This window comes from Streptomyces sp. WMMB303 (genome assembly GCF_029351045.1).
Taxonomy (GTDB): Bacteria; Actinomycetota; Actinomycetes; order Streptomycetales; family Streptomycetaceae; genus Streptomyces.
Genome location: NZ_JARKIN010000001.1, coordinates 1,163,828 through 1,186,804, shown reverse-complemented (window position 1 = coordinate 1,186,804; position 22,977 = coordinate 1,163,828). Strand labels below are relative to the sequence as shown.

At 73.0% G+C, this 22,977-nt stretch carries 21 protein-coding genes, 1 pseudogene and 1 riboswitch; of the genes and pseudogenes, 13 read left to right on the top strand and 9 right to left on the bottom strand.

Annotated features, from left to right (window positions below):
* Positions 1-90: 90 nt before the first annotated feature.
* The 4 genes from P2424_RS05440 to P2424_RS05425 form a co-directional block, all read right to left on the bottom strand.
* Positions 91-1,692, bottom strand: a complete 1,602-nt coding sequence (locus P2424_RS05440) for a cobyric acid synthase (RefSeq protein WP_276474650.1) — start codon at positions 1,690-1,692, stop codon at positions 91-93.
* Positions 1,689-2,663 carry a cobalamin biosynthesis protein gene (locus P2424_RS05435; RefSeq protein ID WP_276474649.1) on the bottom strand — a complete coding sequence of 325 codons (975 nt, stop codon included), beginning with the start codon at positions 2,661-2,663 and terminating at the stop codon, positions 1,689-1,691. The genes P2424_RS05440 and P2424_RS05435 overlap by 4 nt, the downstream gene beginning before the upstream one ends.
* A 159-nt stretch (positions 2,664-2,822) precedes the next feature.
* A riboswitch (cobalamin riboswitch) is annotated at positions 2,823-2,948 on the bottom strand.
* A 191-nt stretch (positions 2,949-3,139) separates the two neighbouring features.
* Complete coding sequence (locus P2424_RS05430; RefSeq protein WP_276474648.1) at positions 3,140-3,352, bottom strand: hypothetical protein; 213 nt, start codon at positions 3,350-3,352, stop codon at positions 3,140-3,142.
* A gap of 17 nt (positions 3,353-3,369) precedes the next feature.
* On the bottom strand, positions 3,370-4,701 hold the full coding sequence (locus P2424_RS05425) for an inorganic phosphate transporter (protein WP_276474647.1): 1,332 nt from the start codon (positions 4,699-4,701) through the stop codon (positions 3,370-3,372).
* Between the two features lie 287 nt (positions 4,702-4,988).
* Here P2424_RS05425 and P2424_RS05420 point away from each other — a divergent pair, with 287 nt between their 5' ends.
* The 5 genes from P2424_RS05420 (at position 4,989) to P2424_RS05400 (ending at position 10,974) form a co-directional block, all read left to right on the top strand.
* Positions 4,989-6,146, top strand: a complete 1,158-nt coding sequence (locus P2424_RS05420; protein WP_276474646.1) for an alpha/beta fold hydrolase — start codon at positions 4,989-4,991, stop codon at positions 6,144-6,146.
* A gap of 354 nt (positions 6,147-6,500) precedes the next feature.
* Positions 6,501-7,766: a hypothetical protein gene (locus P2424_RS05415; RefSeq protein WP_276478836.1), complete on the top strand. Its 1,266-nt coding sequence runs from the start codon at positions 6,501-6,503 to the stop codon at positions 7,764-7,766.
* A gap of 185 nt (positions 7,767-7,951) precedes the next feature.
* A complete protein-coding gene (locus P2424_RS05410; protein WP_276474645.1) occupies positions 7,952-9,550 on the top strand; it encodes an ABC-F family ATP-binding cassette domain-containing protein in 1,599 nt (532 codons plus the stop codon).
* Positions 9,551-9,897: 347 nt separating this feature from the next.
* Positions 9,898-10,119 carry a helix-turn-helix domain-containing protein gene (locus P2424_RS05405; RefSeq protein ID WP_276474644.1) on the top strand — a complete coding sequence of 74 codons (222 nt, stop codon included), beginning with the start codon at positions 9,898-9,900 and terminating at the stop codon, positions 10,117-10,119.
* Positions 10,120-10,194: 75 nt separating this feature from the next.
* Positions 10,195-10,974 (top strand): enoyl-CoA hydratase/isomerase family protein, encoded by a 780-nt coding sequence (locus tag P2424_RS05400; protein WP_276474643.1) that lies wholly within the window; start codon positions 10,195-10,197, stop codon positions 10,972-10,974.
* Between the two features lie 28 nt (positions 10,975-11,002).
* Here the strand turns inward: P2424_RS05400 and P2424_RS05395 are convergent, their stop codons facing one another.
* Positions 11,003-11,815 carry a hypothetical protein gene (locus P2424_RS05395; RefSeq protein WP_276474642.1) on the bottom strand — a complete coding sequence of 271 codons (813 nt, stop codon included), beginning with the start codon at positions 11,813-11,815 and terminating at the stop codon, positions 11,003-11,005.
* A gap of 217 nt (positions 11,816-12,032) precedes the next feature.
* Between P2424_RS05395 and P2424_RS05390 the strand changes: the two genes are divergently transcribed.
* The 5 genes from P2424_RS05390 to amaP all read left to right on the top strand — a co-directional run bounded on the left by P2424_RS05390 (position 12,033) and on the right by amaP (position 14,578).
* Positions 12,033-12,533, top strand: coding sequence for an Asp23/Gls24 family envelope stress response protein (locus P2424_RS05390; RefSeq protein WP_276474641.1), 501 nt, complete (start codon positions 12,033-12,035; stop codon positions 12,531-12,533).
* A 73-nt stretch (positions 12,534-12,606) separates the two neighbouring features.
* Positions 12,607-12,795, top strand: coding sequence for a hypothetical protein (locus P2424_RS05385; RefSeq protein ID WP_026004925.1), 189 nt, complete (start codon positions 12,607-12,609; stop codon positions 12,793-12,795).
* A gap of 4 nt (positions 12,796-12,799) precedes the next feature.
* Positions 12,800-13,180 (top strand): Asp23/Gls24 family envelope stress response protein, encoded by a 381-nt coding sequence (locus P2424_RS05380; protein WP_276474640.1) that lies wholly within the window; start codon positions 12,800-12,802, stop codon positions 13,178-13,180.
* A complete protein-coding gene (locus tag P2424_RS05375) occupies positions 13,177-13,971 on the top strand; it encodes a DUF6286 domain-containing protein (RefSeq protein WP_276474639.1) in 795 nt (264 codons plus the stop codon). The genes P2424_RS05380 and P2424_RS05375 overlap by 4 nt, the downstream gene beginning before the upstream one ends.
* A 10-nt stretch (positions 13,972-13,981) precedes the next feature.
* Entirely contained in the window at positions 13,982-14,578 is a 597-nt protein-coding gene (gene amaP, locus P2424_RS05370; RefSeq protein WP_276474638.1) for an alkaline shock response membrane anchor protein AmaP, read from the top strand.
* A gap of 37 nt (positions 14,579-14,615) precedes the next feature.
* Here amaP and P2424_RS05365 read toward each other — a convergent pair whose 3' ends face one another.
* The 3 genes from P2424_RS05365 to P2424_RS05355 form a co-directional block, all read right to left on the bottom strand.
* Positions 14,616-15,395 (bottom strand): SDR family oxidoreductase, encoded by a 780-nt coding sequence (locus P2424_RS05365; RefSeq protein ID WP_276474637.1) that lies wholly within the window; start codon positions 15,393-15,395, stop codon positions 14,616-14,618.
* Positions 15,396-15,459: 64 nt separating this feature from the next.
* Entirely contained in the window at positions 15,460-16,260 is an 801-nt protein-coding gene (locus P2424_RS05360; protein ID WP_276474636.1) for an SURF1 family protein, read from the bottom strand.
* Positions 16,261-16,286: 26 nt separating this feature from the next.
* Positions 16,287-17,336, bottom strand: a complete 1,050-nt coding sequence (locus P2424_RS05355; RefSeq protein ID WP_276474635.1) for a DEDDh family exonuclease — start codon at positions 17,334-17,336, stop codon at positions 16,287-16,289.
* 439 nt (positions 17,337-17,775) lie between these two features.
* Here P2424_RS05355 and P2424_RS05350 point away from each other — a divergent pair, with 439 nt between their 5' ends.
* The gene (locus tag P2424_RS05350) at positions 17,776-18,648 is read left to right on the top strand and encodes a sterol desaturase family protein (protein ID WP_276474634.1); all 873 of its coding nucleotides are present in this window, start codon (positions 17,776-17,778) and stop codon (positions 18,646-18,648) included.
* 109 nt (positions 18,649-18,757) lie between these two features.
* On the opposite strand, the gene P2424_RS05345 is transcribed toward P2424_RS05350, so the two are convergent.
* Positions 18,758-20,308: a S8 family serine peptidase gene (locus P2424_RS05345; protein ID WP_276474633.1), complete on the bottom strand. Its 1,551-nt coding sequence runs from the start codon at positions 20,306-20,308 to the stop codon at positions 18,758-18,760.
* Positions 20,309-20,475: 167 nt separating this feature from the next.
* Between P2424_RS05345 and P2424_RS05340 the strand changes: the two are divergent.
* Together P2424_RS05340 and P2424_RS05335 are read left to right on the top strand one after the other, a co-directional pair.
* Positions 20,476-20,892, top strand: a pseudogene (locus P2424_RS05340) (DUF485 domain-containing protein); the annotation flags it as partial.
* Between the two features lie 98 nt (positions 20,893-20,990).
* Positions 20,991-22,637 (top strand): cation acetate symporter, encoded by a 1,647-nt coding sequence (locus P2424_RS05335; RefSeq protein WP_276474632.1) that lies wholly within the window; start codon positions 20,991-20,993, stop codon positions 22,635-22,637.
* Positions 22,638-22,977: the final 340 nt, after the last annotated feature.

Sequence of the window (22,977 nt, the reverse complement as noted above, 5' to 3'; positions counted from 1 at the left end):
CGGGCGGGCGGCCGGCCGAACCGCGCGCCCCGGGTGGCGCGGGGTGCCGCGCCTGCCGCGCCGTGCCGTGCCGCCCGGGCCCGGGGCTTCTCACGGCGCCCCCGGCGGTACGAACGGCAGCCCCTCCGGCACGCCGTCTTCGATGAGCCGCAGCAGTGCGTCCGTGTCCGCGTGCTCCTCGATCAGATCGCCCAGCCGGTCGAGCTGCTCCTCTCGCAGCGCCGCGAACGCGGTGTCCGGCGCCGGTTCGAATGCGCGGCCCGCGTCGGCGGCGACCCGCCGCAGGAAAGCGCGGCGGAAACCGTCCGACTCCAGCGAGCCGTGCCAGTGGGTGCCCCACACGGTGCCGACCCGGCAGCCGTCCGCGTCACCCCCGTCAGCGGCGTGCAGAAACGGCTCGCCGCCGCGCACCTCGGCCACCCCGTGGTGGATCTCGTACCCCTCCACCGGCTCGCCCAGCGCGACTCCGTGCGGACGGGCCAGCGTCTTGCCCGGCGCGAACCGCACCCGCACCGGCAGCAGTCCGAGCCCCTCGACCTCGCCCGCCCGCGACTCGACGTCGTCCTCGATGCGCTCGCCCAGCAACTGGTAGCCGCCGCAGATCCCCAGCACCGGCCGGCCCTCGGCCGCGCGCCGCGCCAGCGCCGCCGCCAGCCCCCGTGCCCGCACCCACTCCAGAGCCTTGACCGTTCCGCGCGTGCCCGGCACCACCACCAGATCCGCGTCGGCCAGCTCCTCGGGGCGGTCGCTGAACCGCACCACCACGCCGGGCTCGGCCGCCAGCGCGTCCACATCCGTGAAGTTGGACATCAACGGCACCGGCAGCACGGCCACCCGCAGCACGTCGGCGCCGTACGGCGCGGCGACGGCGGACTCGCGCACGGTTCCCCGCAGCGACACCCGCAGCCCGTCCTCCTCGTCGATGCCCAGCCCGTGTCGGTAGGGCAGCACGCCGAGCGTGGGGCGCCCCGTCAATCTCCGCAGCATCTGAAGGCCGGGCTCCAGCAGCGAGCCGTCGCCGCGGAACTTGTTGACCAGATACCCCGCGAGCAGCGCCTGGTCCTCCGGCGCCAGCAGCGCCGTCGTACCGAAGAGCGAGGCGAACACCCCGCCCCGGTCGATGTCGCCGACCACCAGCACCGGCAGCCGGCAGGCCCGGGCGAGCCCCATGTTGACGATGTCGCTGCGCCGCAGGTTGATCTCGGCAGGGCTCCCTGCGCCCTCGCAGACGACCGCGTCGTGGGTGCGCCGCAGCTCCTCCAGGCAGCCCGCGACCGTCTCCAGCAGCTCCGCGCGCCCCGCGGGCGGCGCGCCCTCGCCGTCCACCCCGTCCCCGGTGGGCTCCGCGCCGCTCGGGTGGCGCCCGAAGTAGCCCCGCGCCGACATCTCACCGACCGCCTTGCCCAGCAGGACGACCTGGCTGGTGCGGTCGCCGCCCGGCTTCAGCAGCACCGGGTTCATCAGCGCGCTCGGCTCCACCCGGGCCGCTGCCGCCTGCATGGCCTGGGCGCGGCCGATCTCCGCCCCGTCGGAGGTGACATAGGAATTGAGCGACATGTTCTGCGCCTTGAACGGCGCGACGCGTATCCCCTTGCGGGCCAGCCAGCGGCAGATGCCCGCCGTCACCACGCTCTTGCCCGCGTCCGAGGTCGTCCCCGCGACCAGCAGCCCGCCCGTTCCGCGCCCGCTCACCGTGCTCCTCCCACCGCGCGGCCCTGCCGCAGGCGGCCCACCGCCGCTCCCGTCAGACAGCTCGTCACCAGGGCCAGTTGCCCCACCCGGCGCGACAGCCGCACGGCCCGCTCGATGTCGGCGGTGCGTACGGCGCGGCCGGAAGCGTTGAGGACGGGCCGGTGCTCCACCCGTCCGCCGTAGGCGAGGGTGCCGCCCAGCCGCACCCCGAGGGCGCCCGCGAACGACGCCTCGACCGGGCCCGCGTTGGGGCTGGGGTGGCGGTGCGCATCGGCGCGCCAGGCGCACAGGGCACCGCGCGGGTCGGGGCCGGCGAGCGCGGCCAGCACGGCGGTCAGCCGCGCCCCCGGGCCGCCCGCCACGTCGTCCAGCCGCGCGGCGGCCCAGCCGAAGCGGCGGTGCCGAGGAGAGCGGTGGCCGATCATCGCGTCCAGCGTGTTGACGGCGCGGAAGCCGATCAGACCGGGGACACCCGCCAGCGCCCCCCAGACCAGGGCCCCCACCACGGCGTCCGAGGTGTTCTCCGCGACCGACTCGACCACGGCGCGGGCCACTTCCGGCGCCTCCAGCCGCTGCGGATCGCGCCCGCACAGCGCGGGCAGCCGCTCGCGTGCCAGCTCCAGGTCCCCGGCCTCCAGCGCGCCGCACACGGCTCGCGCCTCCCGGGTCAGCGACGTCCCCCCGAGGACGGCCCAGGTGGCGGCCGCGGTCAGGGCGATTTCGGGGAGCGGCGCGGCCGCCCGGCTGCGTGCGGCACGGAGCGCGGCGCCGGCCACGGCGACGGCGCCGCCCGCGGCGAGGAGGGTGTGCAGCGCGCCCGCACCCCGGTGGTCGCGCCACAGGCGGCGCTCCAGCGCTCCGGCGGCCCGGCCGAATACGGCCACCGGGTGGCCGCGCCGCGGGTCGCCCAGCAGCGCGTCGGCGGCGAACCCCAGCAGGACCCCGCGCACCCGGACGTCAGCGGTGCCCATCAGCGGACGGATCCGGCGCACTCACCCACGACAGCGGTCCCCGCGACGGTGTCCCCCGCGGTGGCGGCGGGCACGTCGGCAGCGGATATGGCGGCACAGCCACGCATCTCGGCGTCCTCACTCAGGGTCCTCGCCCTGGCTCGACTCGACCGGCGGCGAGAGTCTCCTGGCTCCCGGATCCACACCATCCCCCGCCTTCCAGCCCGTGCGGGCCGTGGCTTCGTTGGGGGTGGCGCTCCCCGGTGACAGTGGCGGGACCGCGCCGGATTCGCACCGGCTTCCTCTCCGTGCCGCCGTTTGGCACCGGAAGTCCACCACGCCGGTCCGGCCCCGTCAACTCGCCCTTGACCTGCGACGGGGCTGCGAGCAGCGCCGTCGGTGAGGGGGTACGGGATGCTCCCGTACCCCCTCACCGACGCGGCTCGTCCGGCCGTGGCAGCCCTGCCGGGGGCCGCCGCGACCGGACGGGAGCGGGCTCAGCCCGCGATCAGGTAGATGCCGTACGCCACCGCTGCCAGGCACAGCGCATAGCACGCGTAGGCGCCGGTGCGGGCCAGTGCCGTGGGAGCGGTGCCGGCGGTGCGCGGCGAGCCGGCGACGATGCCGAGGGTGAAGATGCCGACGAGTCCCACCGTCGCCACCAGGCTGACGCCGAAGACCTGGCCGAGCGCGGCCCAGTCGATGTGCATGCGGTCGTCCCTTCTGCCTAGCTGAGGCTGCTCGCCGACGCGGGGCGGTCGGTCGGATGCGGGGCCGGGGTCTCGGAGGCCGCTGCCTCCTCGGCGGAGCCGACCGCCACTCCCGCGGGCGGCGGGGGCGGGGCGACGGCCCGGACTGCGGTGGTGACCACACCGGCGGGCACGGACACGGGTGCGGGCTCCGCCGTCGGTTCGGCGGCCGGGCCGGGGATCCCGGTGGGCTCCACCGCGGTGGAGGAGTCGCCGTTGACGTTGGTGTGGTCCACCGGTGCGCGCCGCGAGCGGGCCCAGATGGCGCCGCAGAGCGCGAGAGCGAGGACGGCGACCGTCGTCACGCCCCAGTCGCCCTGCCCGGCCAGGAGCGCGGCACCCGCCGCGATCCCGCCGGCGGCGGGGAGGGTCAGCGCCCAGCCGACGATCATCCGGCCGGCCGTTCCCCACCGCACCACGCCGCCCTTGCGGCCGAGGCCGGAGCCCATCACGGCGCCCGAGCACACGTGGGTGGTGGAGAGGGAGAAACCGATGTGCGAGGAGGCCAGGATGGTCGCCGCCGCGCTGGTCTGGGCCGCGAAGCCCTGCGGCGGCTGGATGTCGGTGATGCCCTTGCCCATGGTGCGGATGATGCGCCAGCCGCCCAGGTAGGTGCCCAGCGCGATGGCGAGCCCCGCCGAGGCGATGACCCATACCGGCGGGTCGGAGCCGGGCGCCAGCGCGCCGCCGGTGACCAGCGCCAGCGTGATGACGCCCATGGTCTTCTGCGCGTCGTTGGTGCCGTGGGCGAGGGAGACCAGTGCGGCCGAGGTGATCTGCCCGGCGCGGTAGCCCTTGGCGGTCCGCTCCGCGTCGGCGTGCCGGGCGACCCGGTAGGTCAGCCGGGTGGCGAACAGGGAGGCCAGGCCCGCGACCACGGGGGCGGCCAGCGCCGGGATGAGGACCTTCATGACGACGACGTCACCGTTGACCGCGCCGGTGCCGACGGCGGCGAGTGTCGCGCCGATCAGTCCGCCCATCAGGGCGTGCGAGGAGCTGGAGGGCAGCCCCGCGAGCCAGGTCAGCAGGTTCCAGATGATCGCGCCCACCAGCCCCGCGAAGATCACTTCGGGCCGGATGCCGGAACCTTCGTCGATGATTCCCGAGGAAATGGTCTTGGCCACCTCGATGGACAGAAAGGCGCCGAGGAGGTTGAGGACCGCCGACATGGCGACCGCTGCCCGCGGGGCCAGTGCCCCGGTGGAGATGGTCGTGGCCATGGCGTTGGCCGTGTCGTGGAAGCCGTTCGTGAAGTCGAACACCAAGGCCGTGACGATCACGATCCCGATGAGAAGCGTGATGTGTTCCATTCACCAGGCACAATCAGTTCGAGGGGCAGTGACGTCGTGAACGTAAAGACGGCGAGTGAACGGAAGGTGAACTGGGGCGGGCATCGAAGTGTCGCCCCCTGACGCCTGTTGTGTGGGACAGGTCACACCGTAGCCAGCGGTCCCCACGGGGCCAACGTGACGCGGCCGCCCACCGGCCAACACCCCGGTGCGTGCTGCCGCTTCCCTCCCGGTTCCCCCGGCCGGGTGTCACCCTCCCGGCCCGCCCCGCTGGTTTCACGCCGCCGTTCGTGTCAACACTGTGGAGGATGCGCCTGCGAACCGCGGCCCTGGCCGCTTCCACCGTGCTCGGTACCGGCGCGGCCACCCTGGCGGCCGGACGGTACGCGGCCGACGCCGCGCTGCGCCCGCCGCGGCCACGGGGAGACGCCGGCAGCGGGCCCACGGCGGGGTTCGAGGGCACCCGGCTGACGGTGCACTCGCACGACGACGGCAGGATCGCCGTCACCCGCTCCCTGGCCGCCAACCTGCCCGGCGTCTACGGCCTGACCGGGCGCGGGGTGCACGCCGTCGTCGGCCCGGTGCTGGCCGACGCGACCGCCGCGCAGCCCCGCCCGTACGCCGTCGTACGGGAACTGCGCCGCGTCGACCGGGGACGGCTGAGCGCCGGGACCACCGTCCGCCTCACCCCGCAGGTGTACGTCGGGGACCCCGGCGAGGCGCTCGGGACGGCGTACGCGGACGCCGAGATCCCCGGCGAACTCGGCCCGCTCCCGGCCTGGTTCGTCCCCGGCGACCGCGGCGTCTGGGTGATCGCCGTGCACGGCCTCGGCGCCACCCGCGAGCACCCCCTGGCGCTCGTCCCCTTCTACCGTCGGTTCAGCGTCCCGGTGCTCGACCTCGCCTACCGCGGGGACCCCGGCGCGCCCCCGCACCCCGACGGCATCGGGCACCTGGGCAACTCCGAGTGGCGCGACCTGGACGCCGCCCTCCGCTACGCCGTGCAGCACGGCGCGCGGCGGGTGATCCTGCACGGCTGGTCCAGCGGTGCCACGATGGCGCTGCACACCGCCGCGAACTCGCCGCTGCGGGACCGGGTGGCCGGCCTCGTGCTGGACTCGCCCGTACTGGACTGGCCGGCCACCGTGCGCGCGCTCGCCGCCTCCCGGGGTACCCCGCGCGCGCTGCTGCCGCTCGTCGTGCGCGCCGTGCAGGGCCGCGCCGGTCTGCCCGAGGGGCGGGACGTCGCGGTGGTGGACTCCGCGAAGCTGGCCGTGCCCACCCTGGTGCTGCACGGGCCCGACGACGCCGTCGCGCCCGTGGACAGCTCCCGGGCCCTGGCCGCCCGCCGCCCCCGGTTGATCTCCCTGCGCGAGACCCCGGACGCCCCGCACGCCGCCATGTGGAACGCCGACCCGGACGGCTACGAGGAGGCGCTGCGCCGCTTCATCACCCCGCTGATCTGAGGCCCCGCTGCTCCGGAACCCTGTCGATCCGAGGCCCTGCCGGTCCGGGGGCTGCCGATCCTAAGCCCCGCCGGAGCCGGACTCCCCGGCTCCGGGACCGCGCCGTCCGGGTGAGGGCGCGTCACCCTGAGTCCTCCTCAGCCACCCCGGGACGGCCCGCCGGAGGGGATGAACGACCGGAATCGGCACCCCAGGTTTGGGTTTCGACGGCACAGCGTGAAGACTGCTCCTGTGACGACGTCCCGTACCCCGGGGGACAACCGGCTCCGGCTCGTTCCCCGACAGCCCGTCGCCGCCGCCCGGCGCACTGTGACGACCAGGCGCTCCGCCAGGACGCCACCGCCCCCGGACGGTGTGCTGCCCCGCGACCAGCTCGCCCGGTATGCCCGCGCCTGTCTCGCCGAGGCCGTCCGCGTGGCCCGCTGGGCCGCCGCCACCGGCCGCTCCCCGCAGTCCGGCACCGAGACCGAACGCGCGGCCGAGTCGCTGCGGTTGACGGTCCCGGTGCTGCGCGCCCACTGGGACCGGGCCAAGCTGGCGGGCCTCATCGAACTCCACGGGGAGACCGCCCGTGCCGGATGGCGGCTGCGGGCCTGGGACCACGACGACAGCGCGGTGCTGCGCGGCTGGGTCGCCCTCTTCGACGCCTGGTCGCTCGCGCACCCCGCGCCGCTGCCGCACGAGCAGAGTCTGGTCGCCGAGATCGTCGAGGCGGTGCCGCAGTTCCTGTCCGTGATGCACCTCTCCGGCGGCCCCGTCACCTTCGACCTGCTCCACGACCTGCTCGCCCAGCGCATCGCCGAGCTGCGGGCCGAACGCGACCAGGAGCCGAACCGCGCGACGGTCGGCGTCGCCCTGCCCGGGCTCCTGGACTGGGCGCTGGACGGGCTCTGCGCCGTCGGTGCGCTGACCCGCTGCGCGGACGAGGAACCCGCTCCGGAGACCGGCGTGCGGCAGGGCTCGGCCGTTCTCACCCCGCTCGGCAACTGGGCGGTGTGGACCAAACTGGAGCAGATCTGCGTGGCGGCGCAGAGCCCGGCCGGGAACATCGAGCAGTCCGCCGGCGAGATGCTGCGCGGCTGTGCCCGGATGACCCCGGGGCCGGCCCGGGACGAGTACCGCGCCTGGCTCGCCGCGCGCCCCACCTCACCGGCGGTCACCGAGCTGCTGGAGGCCGCCCGGGGCGAGGACGCGCTCATCCGGGGGCTGGCCTTCGAGGCGCTGCGCGTGGTGGGGGCGCCCGCTGAGGAGGCGGTGCAGGAGGCCGCCGAGGAGCCCACCCTGCGGCCCTACGCGCTGCTGTGGCTGGCCGAGCAGGCGGGCACCGACCCGGAGGACCTCGCGGGCGGCGCACCCGGTGTGCTCACCCGGCAGGAGGCGACCTGGCTGTGGGTGGACACCGCGGCCGCCGTCACCGACCACGGTGAGGAGCGCCTGCTGGTCGACCATCTGGGCACCGCCGTACAGGGCTCGGTGCCCGGACTGCTGGAGGAGGTCCGGGCGACGGGCCACCCGCGCACGGTCCAGGTCCTGGTCGCGCTCGCCGCCGCGCATCCGGACCCCGCGCTGGCCAAGGCCGTGCGCCGGGCCGCCTTCCAGGTGCACACCGGAGGGGAGTGACGCGGAGCATGTCCGCTCCTGCCGGGCCCGGCAGGGCCGCGGCGTGCGGCAGCGCACGGTAAAGCGTTTGCCTCCCGCCGGTAGACTGGCCCGCATGCCTCATCTCCTCGTGCATTAGGCGTGCGTACGCCGCTTCCGCACTTCTTTCCGTACGCACGTCCACAGCCCTGCCTTGGAGTCTTCCAGTGATCACCGCAACCGGTCTTGAGCTGCGCGCCGGAGCGCGCGTCCTCATCGAGTCGGCCACCTTCCGCGTCGCCAAGGGCGACCGCATCGGCCTGGTGGGGCGCAACGGCGCGGGCAAGACCACGCTCACCAAGTGCCTGGCGGGTGAGGGCACGCCCGCCGCCGGTTCCATCACCAGCAGCGGTGAGGTCGGCTACCTCCCGCAGGACCCGCGCACCGGAGACCTCGACGTGCTCGCGCGCGACCGCATCCTCTCCGCGCGCGGCCTGGACGTGGTGCTGCGCAAGATGCAGGAGAACGAGGAGCGCATCGCCGGCGGCAAGGGGGCCACGCGCGAGAAGGCGATGAAGAAGTACGAGCGCCTGGAGACCGAGTTCCTCACCAAAGGCGGCTATGCCGCCGAGGCGGAGGCGGCGACCATCGCCGCCAGTCTCGGCCTCCCCGACCGGGTGCTGGGCCAGCCGCTGCACACCCTCTCCGGCGGTCAGCGGCGCCGCGTCGAGCTGGCCCGCATCCTCTTCTCGGACGCCGACATCCTGCTGCTGGACGAGCCGACCAACCACTTGGACGCCGACTCGATCGTCTGGCTGCGCGACTTCCTCAAGACCTACCGCGGCGGCCTCATCGTCATCTCCCACGACGTCGACCTGGTGGAGACGGTGGTCAACAAGGTCTTCTACCTGGATGCCACCCGGTCGGCCATCGACATCTACAACATGAGCTGGAAGCAGTACCTCACCCAGCGCGAGGACGACGAGAAGCGCCGCCGCCGGGAGCGGGCCAACGCGGAGAAGAAGGCGGCCGCCCTCAACTCCCAGGCCGACAAGATGCGGGCCAAGGCCACCAAGGCCGTCGCCGCGAAGAACATGGCACGCCGGGCCGAGAAGCTGCTGTCCGGGCTGGAGGGCGAGCGGCAGAGCGACAAGGTCGCCAAGCTGCGCTTCCCCGATCCGGCGCCCTGCGGCAAGACCCCGCTGATGGCCGAGGACCTGTCCAAGTCCTACGGTTCGCTGGAGATCTTCACCGGCGTCGACCTGGCCGTCGACCGGGGCTCCCGCGTCGTCATCCTCGGCCTCAACGGCGCGGGCAAGACCACGCTGCTGCGGCTGCTGGCCGGGGTCGAGGAGCCGGACACCGGCAAGGTCGTCCCCGGCCACGGGCTGAAGCTGGGCTACTACGCGCAGGAGCACGAGACGCTGGACCCCGAGCGCACGGTGCTGGAGAACATGCGCTCGGCGGCGCCGGACATGGATCTGGTCGAGATCCGCAAGACGCTGGGCTCCTTCCTCTTCTCCGGTGACGACGTGGACAAGCCCGCCGGAGTGCTCTCGGGCGGGGAGAAGACCCGGTTGGCCCTGGCCACGCTGGTCGTCTCCTCGGCCAATGTGCTGCTGCTGGACGAGCCGACCAACAACCTCGACCCGGCCAGCCGCGAGGAGATCCTGGGCGCCCTGCACACCTTCACCGGGGCCGTCGTACTGGTCACCCACGACGAGGGCGCCGTCGAGGCGCTGGAGCCGGAGCGGATCATCATGCTGCCGGACGGTGTCGAGGACCTGTGGGGGCAGGAGTACGCGGACCTCGTCGCCCTTGCTTGATCCATCCGGGATGGATCATTCGGCCGACAGTTGATCCTTCATCTGAGTGAGTGCGGCTGGTACCCCGGCGCGGCCCGACGGCCGCGCCGCCTTCGCGTGGCAGCGGCCGGGAGTCGGCCGTGCGCACCGTATCCATACCTCGCTGACCTGCGTTTTTCTCCACCATCCCGACTCGGAACGAGTCGTGCACGTGCATCTGCACAAGGACCGAGGTGCGTGTTCAGGGGCCCTCGTGGTGTGCACAAGTTCCCAAGCTGCCGATGAAGACCTTGCCGAATGGGTGGCCAGATGTGGAGGGAGGGGTGATCATGAGAGGCACAGAGCGCACTTCCCATGAGGAGGCACGGGTGGCCGAGACTCTGAAGAAGGGCAGCCGGGTTACCGGCGCCGCGCGCGAGAAGCTCGCGGCAGACCTGAAGAAGAAGTATGACTCCGGAGCGAGCATCAGGGCGCTGGCCGAAGAGACCGGCCGTTCCTACGGGTTTGTGCACCGGATGCTCAGCGAGTCGGGTGTGACCCTGCGCGGACGCGGCGGAGCGACCCGAGGCAAGAAGTCGAACTCCTCCTGAGGAGGCTTTCGAGCGGACCCTCCGGTAGTTACTCTTCAGTTGGCAATACTGCTGGGTAACCACCGGAGGACCTCGATGACCCTGCTCGACCAGGACGGCGTACACGTCACTGCCGAAGGCGAGGTGGCCACGGTCACCCTCACCAACCCGGCCAAGCGCAACGCGCAGACGCCCGCCACCTGGCGGGCGCTGGCCGAGGCGGGGCGCGTGCTGCCGGGCACGGTCCGGGTCGTCGTGCTGCGCGGCGAGGGCAAGTCCTTCTCCGCCGGGCTCGACCGGCAGGCTTTCGAACCCGAGGGCTTCGACGGCGAACCGTCGTTCCTGGACCTCGCGCGCGGCACCGACGAGGAACTGGACACCGCCATCGCGGAGTACCAGGAGGCGTTCACATGGTGGCGCCGTCCCGACCTCATCAGTGTCGCGGCGGTCCAGGGGCACGCCATCGGCGCCGGGTTCCAGCTCGCGCTCGCCTGCGACCTCCGGGTCTGCGCGCGGGACGTGCAGTTCGCCATGCGCGAGACCAGTCTCGGGCTGGTGCCCGACCTGACCGGGACATACCCGCTGGTGCACCTGGTCGGTCAGGCACGCGCCCTGGAGATCTGCGCCACCGGCCGCTTCGTCCACGCCGAGGAGGCCGAACGCGTCGGGCTCGCCAATCTGGTGGTGCCCGCCGAGGAGCTCGACGGCGCCGTCACCGACCTGGCCGCCGCGCTGCTGGCCGCACCGCGGGGAGCCGTCGTCGAGACCAAGGCGCTGCTCGCCGGTGCCGACACGCGCGGCTACGAGGAGCAGCGCGCCGCCGAGCGCGCCGCCCAGGCACGCCGCCTCCGCGATCTCGCCGGGCTCGGCGACTAGCGACCAGCGCTCGCATCCGGTCGGCGGCTCACCTCCGGTCGACGGCGGCCACCAGGACCGCCGCGGTCACTCCGCCGGAGACACCGAGCGCCTCGCGCGCCGCGGCTCCCGCGGCGCGCGCGGTGTCCAGGACGCGGCGCGTGGCCGAGACGGTCACCCTGAGCAGCACATGGCACGGGCCCGCCACCGGGTCGCCCTCGATCCGGACGGCGCTGAACCGTGGCCCCGCGGCGACATGCGAGAAGGCCGGTCCCTGCGTGGGCGCGAGCCCGACCACGCCCTCCACCGCGAGCACGGCCCGGGCGACGCGGTCGGCCGCCTCCTCCTGCTCCGCTCCGGCCCCCGCCGTCCGCCCGTCCCGGTCGGCGCCCCGCGCCGTGGGCTCCCGTCCGGGCGCCGGGGCGCCCTCCCGCGGGCCGGACTCCTCCCGCCGGCGAACTCCTCCGGCGCCGTCCGCCTCCACCAGCTCGGTCACCCGCAGGTCCACATACTCCAGCGGCAGACCCAGCTCCCCCTCGGCTGCCGCCAGCAGGATGCGCCGCACCTCGTCCGCCGCGGCCGGAAGGGGCCGGTCGGCGTACATGGCCAGATTCGCGGTCAGGGTCAGCGGACCGGGCGGCAGGGCACCGGCGGGCGCGGGTACGGCGGACTCGGCTGTGGCGCGCGGACCGGAGGGGTCCAGCCGCACCGCGCTCAGCCGGGCGCCGGGAACCGACCGGTGCAGCACCGCCAACGCCGCCTCCTCCGCCACCCAGACGCCGTCCGCCGCCTCGCCCAGCGGCAGGATCCGTCCCAGCCCGAGCTGCTGCCGAACCTCCGTGGTCAGCCGTTCCGCCGCCATGGCGCGCACTTCCCTTCCGCGTCCGCCGCCGTTCCCGTCGCCGTGAGAGAACCTTCCGCGCCGACGAGGCGCCCGTGCGGACCGCAGGGCGTATGGGCGGCAAGGGTCACCCGCACGGGGGAGTGCAGCGGATCTGCGCGCGCGCCGTCGGCCGCGTTGTGCCTACGGTGATGCGCGGAGCGGCAGGCCGCTTCGAACCTCCGAGAGGGGCGCAGAGATGTCCGAGACCAGCACGTCCAACCGCTCCGAGAACCGCAGCGGCACCGCCGGACGGCAGACCGGCGGAGGCGCCGAGCAGGGGCGCCGCGGGTCGGGGGCGGCGGGTGTCCGGGGCCGCACCACCATCGCCGACGGCGTGGTCGAGAAGATCGCGGGCATGGCGGCCCGCGACGTGGTCGGTGTCCACGCGATGGGCGGCGGTATGGCCCGGACCTTCGGCGCCGTCCGCGACCGGGTCCCCGGCGGCGGCCGGTCGGTCAGCCGCGGCGTCAAGGCCGAGGTCGGCGAGGTGCAGACCGCGCTCGACCTGGAGATCGTCGTCGACTACGGCGTGTCGATCGCGGATGTGGCGCGCGCCGTGCGGGAGAACGTCGTCTCGTCCGTGGAGCGGATGACCGGCCTCGAGGTGGTCGAGGTCAACATCGCGGTGAGCGACGTCAAGCTGCCGGACGAGGAGGACGACGAGGACGAGGACTCCGACCGCACCCGCGTGCAATGAGCCGCCGCGGCACACCGGGGCAGGTGACCGAGCGCCGCGTGCCCCGCTCCGGCGCCGACCGAAGGAGCGCACGATGAGTATGGCCTTTGCCGGCCTGATCGCCGGACTGGCGCTGGGCTTCGCCGGATACTTCGGCGGATTCGGAGCCTTCGTGCTGGTCGCGGCGCTGGGGGCCGTCGGCTTCCTGGTGGGCCGGTTCGCGGACGGAGACCTGGAGGCGGGGGATTTCTTCCGCGGCCGGGACGGCGAGCGCCGCAGGTGACTCCGTGACGGATGCCCAGATCTCCGCCGGTGAGCGGGGGGCGACCAGAATCGCCGACCGGGTGGTCGCCAAGGTTGCCGCCCAGGCCGCACGCGAGGCGCTGCGCCAAGTCCCCGCCGGGGACGGACCACCCGCCGGCCGGCTCCCGGCGGGGCGCTCGGTGCGCCGTACAGCGGTCACCGTGCGGGAGCAAAGCGCGCGGGTACGCCTCGGACTGGAACTCGGCTACCCCTCGGACCTGGGCGCGCAGTGCGGCGCCGTACGCCGCCGCGTCATCGCGCGGGTGCGCGAACTCGTCGGTATGGACGTGCCGGACGTGGCACTGGACATCGAGCGGCTGACCTCGGCGCAGCTGGGGGGCGGACGCTCCGGGAGGGTGCAGTGACCCCAGCAGGCGACACAGGAGCTCCGCGCCCGGCCGGGCCCGGCCGGCCAGGAGCGGGCACCACGTCCGAGAAGACCCCGCAGACCCCCGGGGCCCCCGGATCCACCGAGCCCCCGGAGACCCCCGAGACTCCGGAGGGCCCCTCGGATCCGGAGGCGCCCGGGCCTGCTTCCCCCGCCGCGTTCGGACCGTCCGGCTCCGACGCCGCTCCCCCCGGGGAGACGGGCGGTCCCGGAACGGGCGAAGGGAAGGCGGGCCGGTTCTGGTCGGTGCGCAGGGTGCCGGCCGCCGTCGTCGCGCTGCTGCTGTTCGCCGGCACCGGGATCCTGCTCTACGACGCGGCCTCCGTGCGGGCCGGTCGCACGGGTATGGCCTGGCGCCGGACGCTCACCGACGAACTGGCCTCCCGCCGCCTCGACGACGTCTTCATGCTGGCGGGCGCCGCCGTGCTCGCGGCACTCGGACTGTGGCTGCTGGTACTGGCACTCACTCCCGGCAAGCGGTCGCTGCTGACGATGCGGCCGGACGTCCCCGGAGTGCGCGCAGGACTCGAACGCTCCGCTGCGGCGCTGGTGCTGCGGGACCGGGCCATGGAGGTCTCGGGCGTGCAGGCGGTGCGGGTCACCGTCTCCCGCCGCAGGGTCCGGGCCCGGGCGACGGCGCACTTCCGCGACCTGGCCCGGGTGCGCGGCGACCTGGACGGCGCGCTGCGGTCCGGTATCGCGGAGTTGGGCCTGGCCAGACGACCGGGACTGGCCGTCCGGGTGCGGCGGCCGGCGAAACGACGGTGAGGCGAGGACGATGCTGCGGACTGTTGACCGGGTGCTGCTCGCGCTGGTCGGGCTGGTGCTGCTCGCGCTCGGCCTGGCGGTGCTCTTCGCGGGCTTCGACCTGCCTCGCCGGTGGAAGGTCACCCTGCCCGCCGACTGGCCCTGGAGCCGGCCCGAGGACGTGGTGCTGAGCGACGCCGAGCGCACCCGGTGGACCGACGAGGGCTGGTGGTGGCCGGTGGCGCTCGCCGTCCTGGCAGTGCTGTTCCTGCTGTTCCTGTGGTGGCTGCTGGCGCAGTTGCGGTGGCAGCGGCTGGACGGAGTCGAGATCGGCAGCGGGGACGGCGAGGGCGCGGTCCTCCGGGGGCGGGCTCTGGAGGACGCCGTCGCCGCGGAGGCCGAGTCCCAGCCGGGTATCGACCGGGCGCGCGTCGTTCTGACGGGGAAGCGCGGCCGCCCGCGGGCCCGCGTCGGGCTGCTGCTGACCGCGCACGCCAAGCCGGGCCCCGCGGTGCACCGGCTGCACCGCGAGGCACTGGCTCACGCGGTGACCTCGGCCGGGCTCGGCGAGCTGCCGGCCGAGGTCAGGATGCGGGCCGCCCGGCACCGTGCGGAACGGGTGAGCTGATCCCCGCAGTGGGCCGGCCCCGGGCGGCACCTGGCACTCAGAACCCGTGCAGCGCCCCGCCGTCCACCGGCAGCATCACCCCGGTCAGGTACGAGGCCGCGGGGGAGAGGACGAAGGCGGCGGTCCGGCCGAACTCCTCCGGTGTGCCGTACCGGCGCAGCGGGATGCCCGAGCAGTTGCGCTCGCGGGCGGCGTCCCCGTCCCCGGAGAGGGAGTCGAGGTACTGCATCCGTTCGGTGCCGATCCGGCCGGGCATCAGCCCCAGCACCCGGATGCCGCGCGGGCCCAGTTCGTTCGCGAGGCTCTTGGCGAACCCGGCCAGTCCCGGGCGCAGCCCGTTGGAGAGGGTCAGTCCGGGGATCGGCTCGCGCACGGAGCCGGACAGCACGAAGCCGACCACTCCGCCCTCGCCCAGCTCACCGGCCGCCGTGCGGGCCAGCCGCACGGCGCCGAGGAAGACGTCGTCGAAGGCCGTCTGCCACTGCTCGTCGGTGAGCTGGTCGGCGGGTACGCCCGCCTGGGGGCCGCCGACGCTGACGAGGAGGCCGTCGAACCGCCCGAACCGCTCCCGGGCGGCGGCGATCACTCGCGCCGGGGTCTGCGGGTCGGCGTTGTCGGCGCCGATGCCCAGCGCCCGGCCCTCGGCGCCGGACGCCTCCACCCCGAGCTGCGCCGCCGCCTCCTCGGCCGACTTCTCCGAGCGGCCGGTGACGACGACGCGCGCTCCTTCGGCGAGCAGCTGTGCGGCGGTGGCGAACCCGAGCCCGCGGGTGCCCCCGGTGATGACGTAGACGCGCTCTGAAAGTCCAAGGTCCATGGGGAGCAGTCTGCCTGACCGCCCAGCGGGCCCCGAGAGTGCGGGGCCCGGATTCCCACCGGTCTCAGACGGGCTCGGCCACCGGCTCCGGACGCTCCGGGGCTTCGGCCGCCGTGCGCCGTTCCTTGACCTCACGGCGCACCAGGACGACCCAGCCGACCGGGACCGCGGCGGTGAACAGCCACCACTGCACGGCGTAGGCCATGTGCGGGCCGATTCCGCTGTGGTCGGGCTCGGGAAGGACCTCCGGCTGCTGTCCGCCGGGCCGGGGCGAGGTCTTCGTCAGCTGGATGTAGCCACCCAGCAGTGGGTGGTCCACCTCCGGGGCCTGCTTCCGGCTGTTGATCAGCATGACCTGGCGGTCGGGCAGCCCCTGGGTGTCCTTGATCCCGCTGGCCTCGGTGGTCTCGTCCGGCATCATCCGTCCGACGACGCCGACCCGGCCGCGGGGCGGCTCGGGCACCTCGGGGAAGGCCGTCAGATCGCGGTCGGCACGGATCCAGCCGCGATTGACCAGGACTGCCGAACCGTCGTCGAGGACGAGCGGGGTGACGACGAAGTAGCCGATGGTGTCGCGGTCCGGGCCGGTGCGGTGCCGCACGACGACCTCGTGCGCGGTGTCGTAGGTACCGTGCGCGGCGACCGTGCGGAACTTGTCGTCGGCGGCGGGCTCCCGGCCTCTCCCGGTCAGTTCGGTGACCGGTACGGTGGGCGCCGCCAGGCTGGCGGCCACTTCCTCGTTGCGCGCGACCCGGCTCTCGTGGCGGTGCAGCTGCCAGAAGCCCAGCTTGATCATCGCGGGGATCAACACGAGGCCGAGCAGGGTGAGGATCACCCATTGCCGGGACAGCAGGAAGCGGTACACGTCTACCGACGGTACCCCCCGGCGGTTCACCCCTCCGGTGCGGGGGCCACGTCCTGCAGGAGCTGGGTGAAGGCGGCCTCGTCGACGACGGGCGTGCCGTGGCTGCGGGCCTTCACCACCTTCGAGGTGGGGGAGTCCGGGTCATTGGTGACCAGGAGGCTGGTGAGCCGCGAGACGCTGGTGGCGATGTGGAGGCCCGCCTCGATCGCCCGGTCCTCCAGCAGATCCCGGTCCACCGAGGTGTCCCCGGAGATGGCCACTCGCATCCCCTGCACCAGCCGCCCCTCCGGTTCGTAGCGTCCCGGGTTGGGGTACGGACAGGCCGGGCGCTTGCGCGCGGGCCGCCAGGTGCCGTACCCGCGGCCGTAGGAGCGGTACCCGGCACCCGCCCCGCCGCCGGGGCCGCGCGAGACCACCGAGTCCGACCACTCGGTCAGCGGCTGACACGCCAGCAGCGGCAGCCGCACCCGGTGCCGGGCGGCCAGATGCAGGCTGGGGCGGAACGCCTCGGCCAGCACCCGCGCGTCGTCCAGCGCGTGGTGCGCCCGCTGCTGGACCACGCCGTAGTGCGCGGCCAGGGACTCCAGCTTGTGGTTGGGCAGCGGCAGCGACAGCTCCTTGGACAGCGCGATGGTGCACAGCCGCCGGCGTACCGGCGCCTCGCGTTCGGCACGCGCGTACTCCCGCGCGATCATCGACCAGTCGAAGATGGCGTTGTGCGCGACCAGCACGCGGCCCGTCAGCCGGGCGGCGAACTCCTCGGCGATCTCCTCGAAGAGCGGCGCGTCGGCCAGTGCCTCGGCGGTCAGCCCGTGGATCCAGGTGGGGCCGGGGTCGCGCTGCGGATTGACCGGCGTGTACCAGTGGTCCTCGACCTCGCCGCGTGCGTCGAGGCGGTAGACGGCGGCGGACACTATCCGGTCGTCCCGTGCGAGGCCCGTGGTCTCCACGTCCACCACCGCGTAGCCGTCCGGATATCCGGTGGGCCAGTCGGAGGGAGGCTGGGAGTCGGCGGCGGGCTGCGCGGGGATGCGCGGGGAGGTCCCGTCCGTGCGTGCCGTCTGGTCTTCGAGCATGGTCACAGAGAATACGGGTCGCTACTGACAGCGCCGCACGCCCTGCCCGTGCACCGGTACGCTCCGCGCCTCCGGTGGGTCTGGTCCCGGTGCTCCGGAAAGCCGTCAAACCCCCGGCGGCGTGGGCGGATCGGACGTTCCGCTCAGGTCGCCGGCCGGCGCCACGGGGCGCACGGACCCTGGGCACGCGGCAGCCGCGCGGTGCCCGGCGCACGTCCTCGAAGCGCTCAACTCCCGTACGGCACGGGCGACGACGGTCTCCGAGCCCTGACGCCGACCGCCGGGGGAGCGGGCGGGTGCCGGGCCGGGACCCGGACGGCGCCCGCCCGCGCGGTACCCGCTCCGGGGAAGGGAAGCGGTGGGTGTGGTGCGGCCGGGATTCCATACCAAGCGGTAACAACCTCTGGCGCGGGGCTTCCGGCGGCCTTACCTTGCTGACATGCCGTCTAGCCTGCCCGATGTGGTCCTGTGGTCCATCCCCGCGTTCGTCCTGCTCACCGTCGTCGAAATGGTGAGCTACCGCCTCCATCCGGACGAGGACGCCGCCGGATACGCCGCGAAGGACGCCGCGACGAGCATCACCATGGGGCTCGGCAGCCTGGTGTTCGACGCGCTGTGGAAGATCCCGATCGTCGCCCTGTACGCGGCGGTCTACGAACTCACCCCGCTCCGCGTGCCGATCCTCTGGTGGACCCTGCCCCTGATGCTGCTCGCGCAGGACTTCTTCTACTACTGGTCGCACCGTGGCCACCACGTGATCCGCATCCTGTGGGCCTGCCACGTCGTGCACCACTCCAGCAGGAAGTTCAACCTCACCACAGCACTCCGCCAGCCCTGGACGACCTGGACCGTGTGGCCGTTCTACGTGCCGTTGATCGCCTGCGGCGTCCACCCGGCAGCCCTCGCGTTCTGCTCCGCCACCAACCTCGTCTACCAGTTCTGGATCCACACCGAACGGATCGGGAAGCTCCCGCGCCCCGTCGAGTTCGTCTTCAACACCCCCTCGCATCACCGCGTGCACCACGCGTCCCAGGGCAGCTACCTGGACCGCAACTTCGGCGGCATCCTGATCGTCTGGGACCGGCTCTTCGGCTCGTTCGTGCCGGAAACCGACCCCTGCGTCTTCGGCCTGACCAAGAACGTCGACTCCTACAACCCACTGCGCGTCGCCACGCACGAGTACGCGGCCATCGCCCGCGACGTGCGCGCGGCACGCAACTGGCGGGAGCGCGGCGGCCGGATCTTCCGCGGCCCCGGATGGCAGCCCGCCCACCCCTCCCGGCCCGCGGCGGAACTCGCCGCCGACCGGTAGCCGGCCCCCGGCAACGGAAAGGGGCCGGACCGCTGGATACGCGGTCCGGCCCCGGCCGATCGCCCGGGCCGTCGTGCGGCAGGCGGGCGGTCGTCACTCCGTCACGGCGTCACTTGGTGACGGCCGCCAGCGCGTCCACGAGCCCGTGCCCGTAGAAGCTGTTGTTGCCCCGCACGCCGGTGCACTTCGCGGCGTAGGTGCCGAGGTTGCCCGGGTCGTAGCTCTCCGGGCAGGGCAGCGTCTGGGCCTGCGCCTTCAGCAGCCAGGAGATCTCCTGGGCGCTGGACTTGGGGTGGGTGCTCTTGAGCAGCGCCGCCACACCCGCGACCTGCGGACCGGCCATCGAGGTGCCCTGGAGGTAGGCGTACTCGCCGTTCGGCATGGTGGACAGCACGCCGCCGTCCTTGGCGGGCTCCTCCGGGGTCTGGAACGCGCGGTCACCTCCGGGCGCCGTCACGTCGACCTCGTACCGGCCGTAGTTGGAGTAGTACGACTTCAGGTTCTCCGGGCCGGTCGCCGAGACGGAGGTGCTGCCTTCCAGCATCGCCGGCACGTCCTTGCAGTGCTCCGGGTCGATGGTCCGCTCGACCGGGGTGCTGTCGTCCGGGCTGCTGTCGTCCTTGATCTCGTCCGCGGCCAGGTCGTTCGACGAGTTGCCCGCCGAGGCGACCGTGGTGACGCCCTTGCGCTGCGCGTACCGGATGGCGCGCTGCACGGACTCCATGATGGCCTTCTGGTCGGCCTGGTCGTCGCAGTTGTAGAGCCACGGGTCGACGTAGTAGCTGTTGTTGGTGACCTCGATACCGTGGTCGGCCGCGAACACCATGGCGCAGACCACGGCCTCGCTGTAGAACAGCGCCGTGTCGGGCTCGCTCACCTTGAGGGAGGCGACCTTCACGTTGGGCGCGGTGCCCGCGATGCCGACACCGTTGCGGGGCGCGGCGATGATGCCCGCCACGTGGGTGCCGTGGTAGTCCTCGCTCGGGTCGTAGGGACGCCAGGCGCCGGGCGAGGTGTCGGCCTTGCCGCCGACGCAGTTCGCGGACTGCTTCTTGGAGAAGTTGGCCTTCAGGTCCGGGTGGGTGTCGTCCACGCCGGTGTCGATGACGCCGACGGTGACCTTCCTGCTGCCCTCGTTGACCTTGGCGGCCTTGTCGGCCTTGATGGCCCGCTTGTCCCACTGCAGGGACTCCAGCGGCTCCTGGTCCTTGGCCCGCGCCGCGGTCAGCGCCGACTTGGCCTTGGGCTCCTTGACGAAGTGCGGCTTGCCCACCTCGGTGGTGGTCGCCGCCTTGAGTGGCGCCGTGCGAGTGGCGCCCGCCGAGTCGACGCCGTCCACATTGCGCAGCGTCTCGCCGAACTCCGGGTTGCTGGAGTGCGCGACGATGACGCCTATTTTCCGGTAAGTGGCTATGACCTTGCCGTCAGCCTCGCGTATTTCCTTCTTGACACGTTTGACGGTACGGCCACTGGTTTCGGTGTTGACGATGTAGCTGAGCTTCTCGCCGGCCTTCGCCTTGGGTGTCGCGGCCTCGGCCGCGGCCCGCTCGGTGGTCTGCGCGTTCGCGGATGCCGCGCCCGCCAGGCCGAGGGTGGCGGTCAACACCAGTCCCAGCGGCACCGCCACAGCACGCCGCCGCCTGGATGGTCTCACATGCATGGGGTCTCCATGTCGTCTGAAGTTGTCCACAGACGACGGAAGTTATCTCTGGGAGCCAGGTAACTGCAATGGATTGATGGAGAAAGTCCGAAGGCTGTACACAACCGTGATCGGTCTTATCTGTTTCAACTACCGACCCCTGTTGCGGGCGCGACGGACGATCTACGATGCGCGCACTGCTCACCATTGAGACGTGGGTCACACCTTTCGAACGCTCCGTCCCCCCTCACGTTCCGTCAGGAGTCACTGTGGACACCGCCCCAGAGCACGCGCACTCCGGCCCACCGGGCCCCCGCGACTACACGGACGTCCAGCACAGTGCCGAGTTCGGTGAACTCCGGCGCGGTTACCGCTCGTTCGTCTTCCCGCTCACCGTCGGATTCATCGTCTGGTACCTGCTCTACGTCCTGCTCTCCAACTACGCGGGCGGGTTCATGGGCACCGAGGTCGTCGGGAACATCAACATCGCCTTCGTCTTCGGACTGGCGCAGTTCGTGACGACCTTCCTGATCGCCTGGTGGTACTCGCGGTTCGCCGCAGTGAAGCTCGACCCCAAGGCCGAAGCGCTCAAGACGCGACTGGAGGCGGAGAACCTGCAGCGGGCCACCGGGGCCGAAATCGGCCCCCAGGCCGCACCCCGGGACGAGGACAAGGGCGAGCTCGCCGGTCAGGAGGACGACGCATGAGTCTCACCCAGCAACTCGCGGCCCCCGCCACCCAGCTGGCCGCCGAGGGCGCCGGCGAACACCGCACGCTGATCATCACCCTCTTCTCCGTCTTCGTCGCCATCACCCTCGGCGTCACCGTCTGGGCGGGGCGCCGGACCAAGGACGCCACCGACTTCTACGCGGGCGGACGCCAGTTCAGCGGCTTCCAGAACGGCCTGGCCATCTCCGGCGACTACATGTCCGCCGCGTCCTTCCTCGGTATCGCGGGAGCCATCGCGCTGTCCGGGTACGACGGATTCCTCTACTCCATCGGCTTCCTCGTCGCCTGGCTGGTGGCGCTGCTGCTGATCGCCGAACCGCTGCGGAACTCCGGGCGCTACACGATGGGCGACGTACTGGCCTACCGGATGCGGCAGCGCCCCGTACGGACCGCGGCGGGCGTCTCCACCATCATCGTCTCGATCTTCTACCTGCTCGCCCAGATGGTCGGCGCCGGAGCCCTCGTCGCGCTGCTGCTGGGTATCACGGGCGAGGCCGGCAAGAATCTGATCGTCGTCTTCGTCGGCATCGTCATGATCCTCTACGTGACGGTCGGCGGCATGAAGGGCACCACCTGGGTGCAGATGATCAAGGCGTGCCTGCTGATCGGCGGCACGGTCGTGATCACCGTGCTGGTGTTCCACAAGTTCAACTACAATCTCTCCGCCCTGCTCGGCGCCGCCGCCGAGAACAGCAACAAGGGTGCCTCGTTCCTGGAACCCGGACTCAAGTACGGCGTCTCGACGACCTCCCGGATCGACTTCATCTCCCTGGGCATCGCACTCGTGCTCGGCACCGCCGGACTGCCGCACATCCTCATCCGCTTCTACACCGTGCCCACCGCCAAGGCCGCCCGGAAGTCCGTCAACTGGGCCATCGGCATCATCGGTGTCTTCTACCTGATGACCATCGCGCTCGGCTTCGGCGCCGCCGCGCTGCTCAGCCCGAAGACCATCACCGACTCGAACGCCGCGGGCAACACCGCCGCGCCGCTGCTCGCCCAGGAGATCGGCGGCGGAGCGGACTCCACCGGCGGCGCCGTGCTGCTGGCGATGATCTCCGCCGTCGCCTTCGCCACCATCCTCGCCGTCGTCGCCGGACTGACCCTCGCCTCCTCGTCCTCCTTCGCGCACGACCTGTACGCCAACGTCATCCGCAGGGGCAAGGCCACCGAGAAGGAAGAGGTCAAGGCGGCCCGCGTCTCGGCGGTCATCATCGGCGGCGTCGCCATCGGCCTGGGAATCTTCGCCGGCAAACTCAACGTCGCCGGACTCGTCGCCCTCGCCTTCGCGGTCGCCGCCTCCGCGAACCTGCCCACGCTTCTCTACAGCCTCTTCTGGAAGCGGTTCACCACCACGGGCGCGCTGTGGTCCATCTACGGCGGACTGGTCTCCTCGGTGGTCCTGGTGTTCTTCTCGCCGGTGGTCACCGGCAAGGAGACCTCCATGTTCCCCGACGCCGACTTCGCCTGGTTCCCGCTGCAGAATCCCGGCCTCATCTCCATCCCGCTGGGATTCCTGCTCGGCTGGATCGGCTCCCTCCTCTCCAAGGACGAGGGCGCCGGAGGCGCCAAGTACGCGGAGCTCGAGGTCCGCTCCATGACAGGAGTGGGCGCCCACTGACGCCGGGCGCCCCCTTGCGGGGGCGCCGTCTCCCCCTTCGCGGGGTGCGTTCCGCGTCCCTTGTTCGCCGGGTGCGGCTTCGGGCCCGGGGGCTTCGCCCCCGGGCCCGTCGTCCTCGCCGGGCGGGCGTCGGGGCGGCTCCGCCCCCCGACACGACCGCTCGGCGGCAGCCGAAGAACAACGGGGGCGTGCCCCCACAACGCAACGCACCCCCGCGAAGAGGAGTCGCCCTCCGCGAAAGGGGGCGGGTACCCGGGGAGGACGCGCGAAGCGCGAATGCGGGGTGCGGCGCGCCGGCGCCCTCGCAGGTGCGACCCCGTAACAGCGGAAGCTGTCGGAT

Excerpts from the sequence above, each read along its gene's own strand:
- P2424_RS05435 (WP_276474649.1), bottom strand. The coding sequence starts at position 2,663 with ATGGGCACCGCTGACGTCCGGGTGCGCGGGGTCCTGCTGGGGTTCGCC.
- P2424_RS05430 (WP_276474648.1), bottom strand. The coding sequence starts at position 3,352 with ATGCACATCGACTGGGCCGCGCTCGGCCAGGTCTTCGGCGTCAGCCTG.
- P2424_RS05425 (WP_276474647.1), bottom strand. The coding sequence starts at position 4,701 with ATGGAACACATCACGCTTCTCATCGGGATCGTGATCGTCACGGCCTTG.
- P2424_RS05420 (WP_276474646.1), top strand. The coding sequence starts at position 4,989 with ATGCGCCTGCGAACCGCGGCCCTGGCCGCTTCCACCGTGCTCGGTACC.
- P2424_RS05400 (WP_276474643.1), top strand. The coding sequence starts at position 10,195 with ATGACCCTGCTCGACCAGGACGGCGTACACGTCACTGCCGAAGGCGAG.
- P2424_RS05395 (WP_276474642.1), bottom strand. The coding sequence starts at position 11,815 with ATGGCGGCGGAACGGCTGACCACGGAGGTTCGGCAGCAGCTCGGGCTG.
- P2424_RS05390 (WP_276474641.1), top strand. The coding sequence starts at position 12,033 with ATGTCCGAGACCAGCACGTCCAACCGCTCCGAGAACCGCAGCGGCACC.
- P2424_RS05385 (WP_026004925.1), top strand. The coding sequence starts at position 12,607 with ATGAGTATGGCCTTTGCCGGCCTGATCGCCGGACTGGCGCTGGGCTTC.
- amaP (WP_276474638.1), top strand. The coding sequence starts at position 13,982 with ATGCTGCGGACTGTTGACCGGGTGCTGCTCGCGCTGGTCGGGCTGGTG.
- P2424_RS05365 (WP_276474637.1), bottom strand. The coding sequence starts at position 15,395 with ATGGACCTTGGACTTTCAGAGCGCGTCTACGTCATCACCGGGGGCACC.
- P2424_RS05355 (WP_276474635.1), bottom strand. The coding sequence starts at position 17,336 with ATGCTCGAAGACCAGACGGCACGCACGGACGGGACCTCCCCGCGCATC.
- P2424_RS05350 (WP_276474634.1), top strand. The coding sequence starts at position 17,776 with ATGCCGTCTAGCCTGCCCGATGTGGTCCTGTGGTCCATCCCCGCGTTC.
- P2424_RS05345 (WP_276474633.1), bottom strand. The coding sequence starts at position 20,308 with ATGCATGTGAGACCATCCAGGCGGCGGCGTGCTGTGGCGGTGCCGCTG.
- P2424_RS05335 (WP_276474632.1), top strand. The coding sequence starts at position 20,991 with ATGAGTCTCACCCAGCAACTCGCGGCCCCCGCCACCCAGCTGGCCGCC.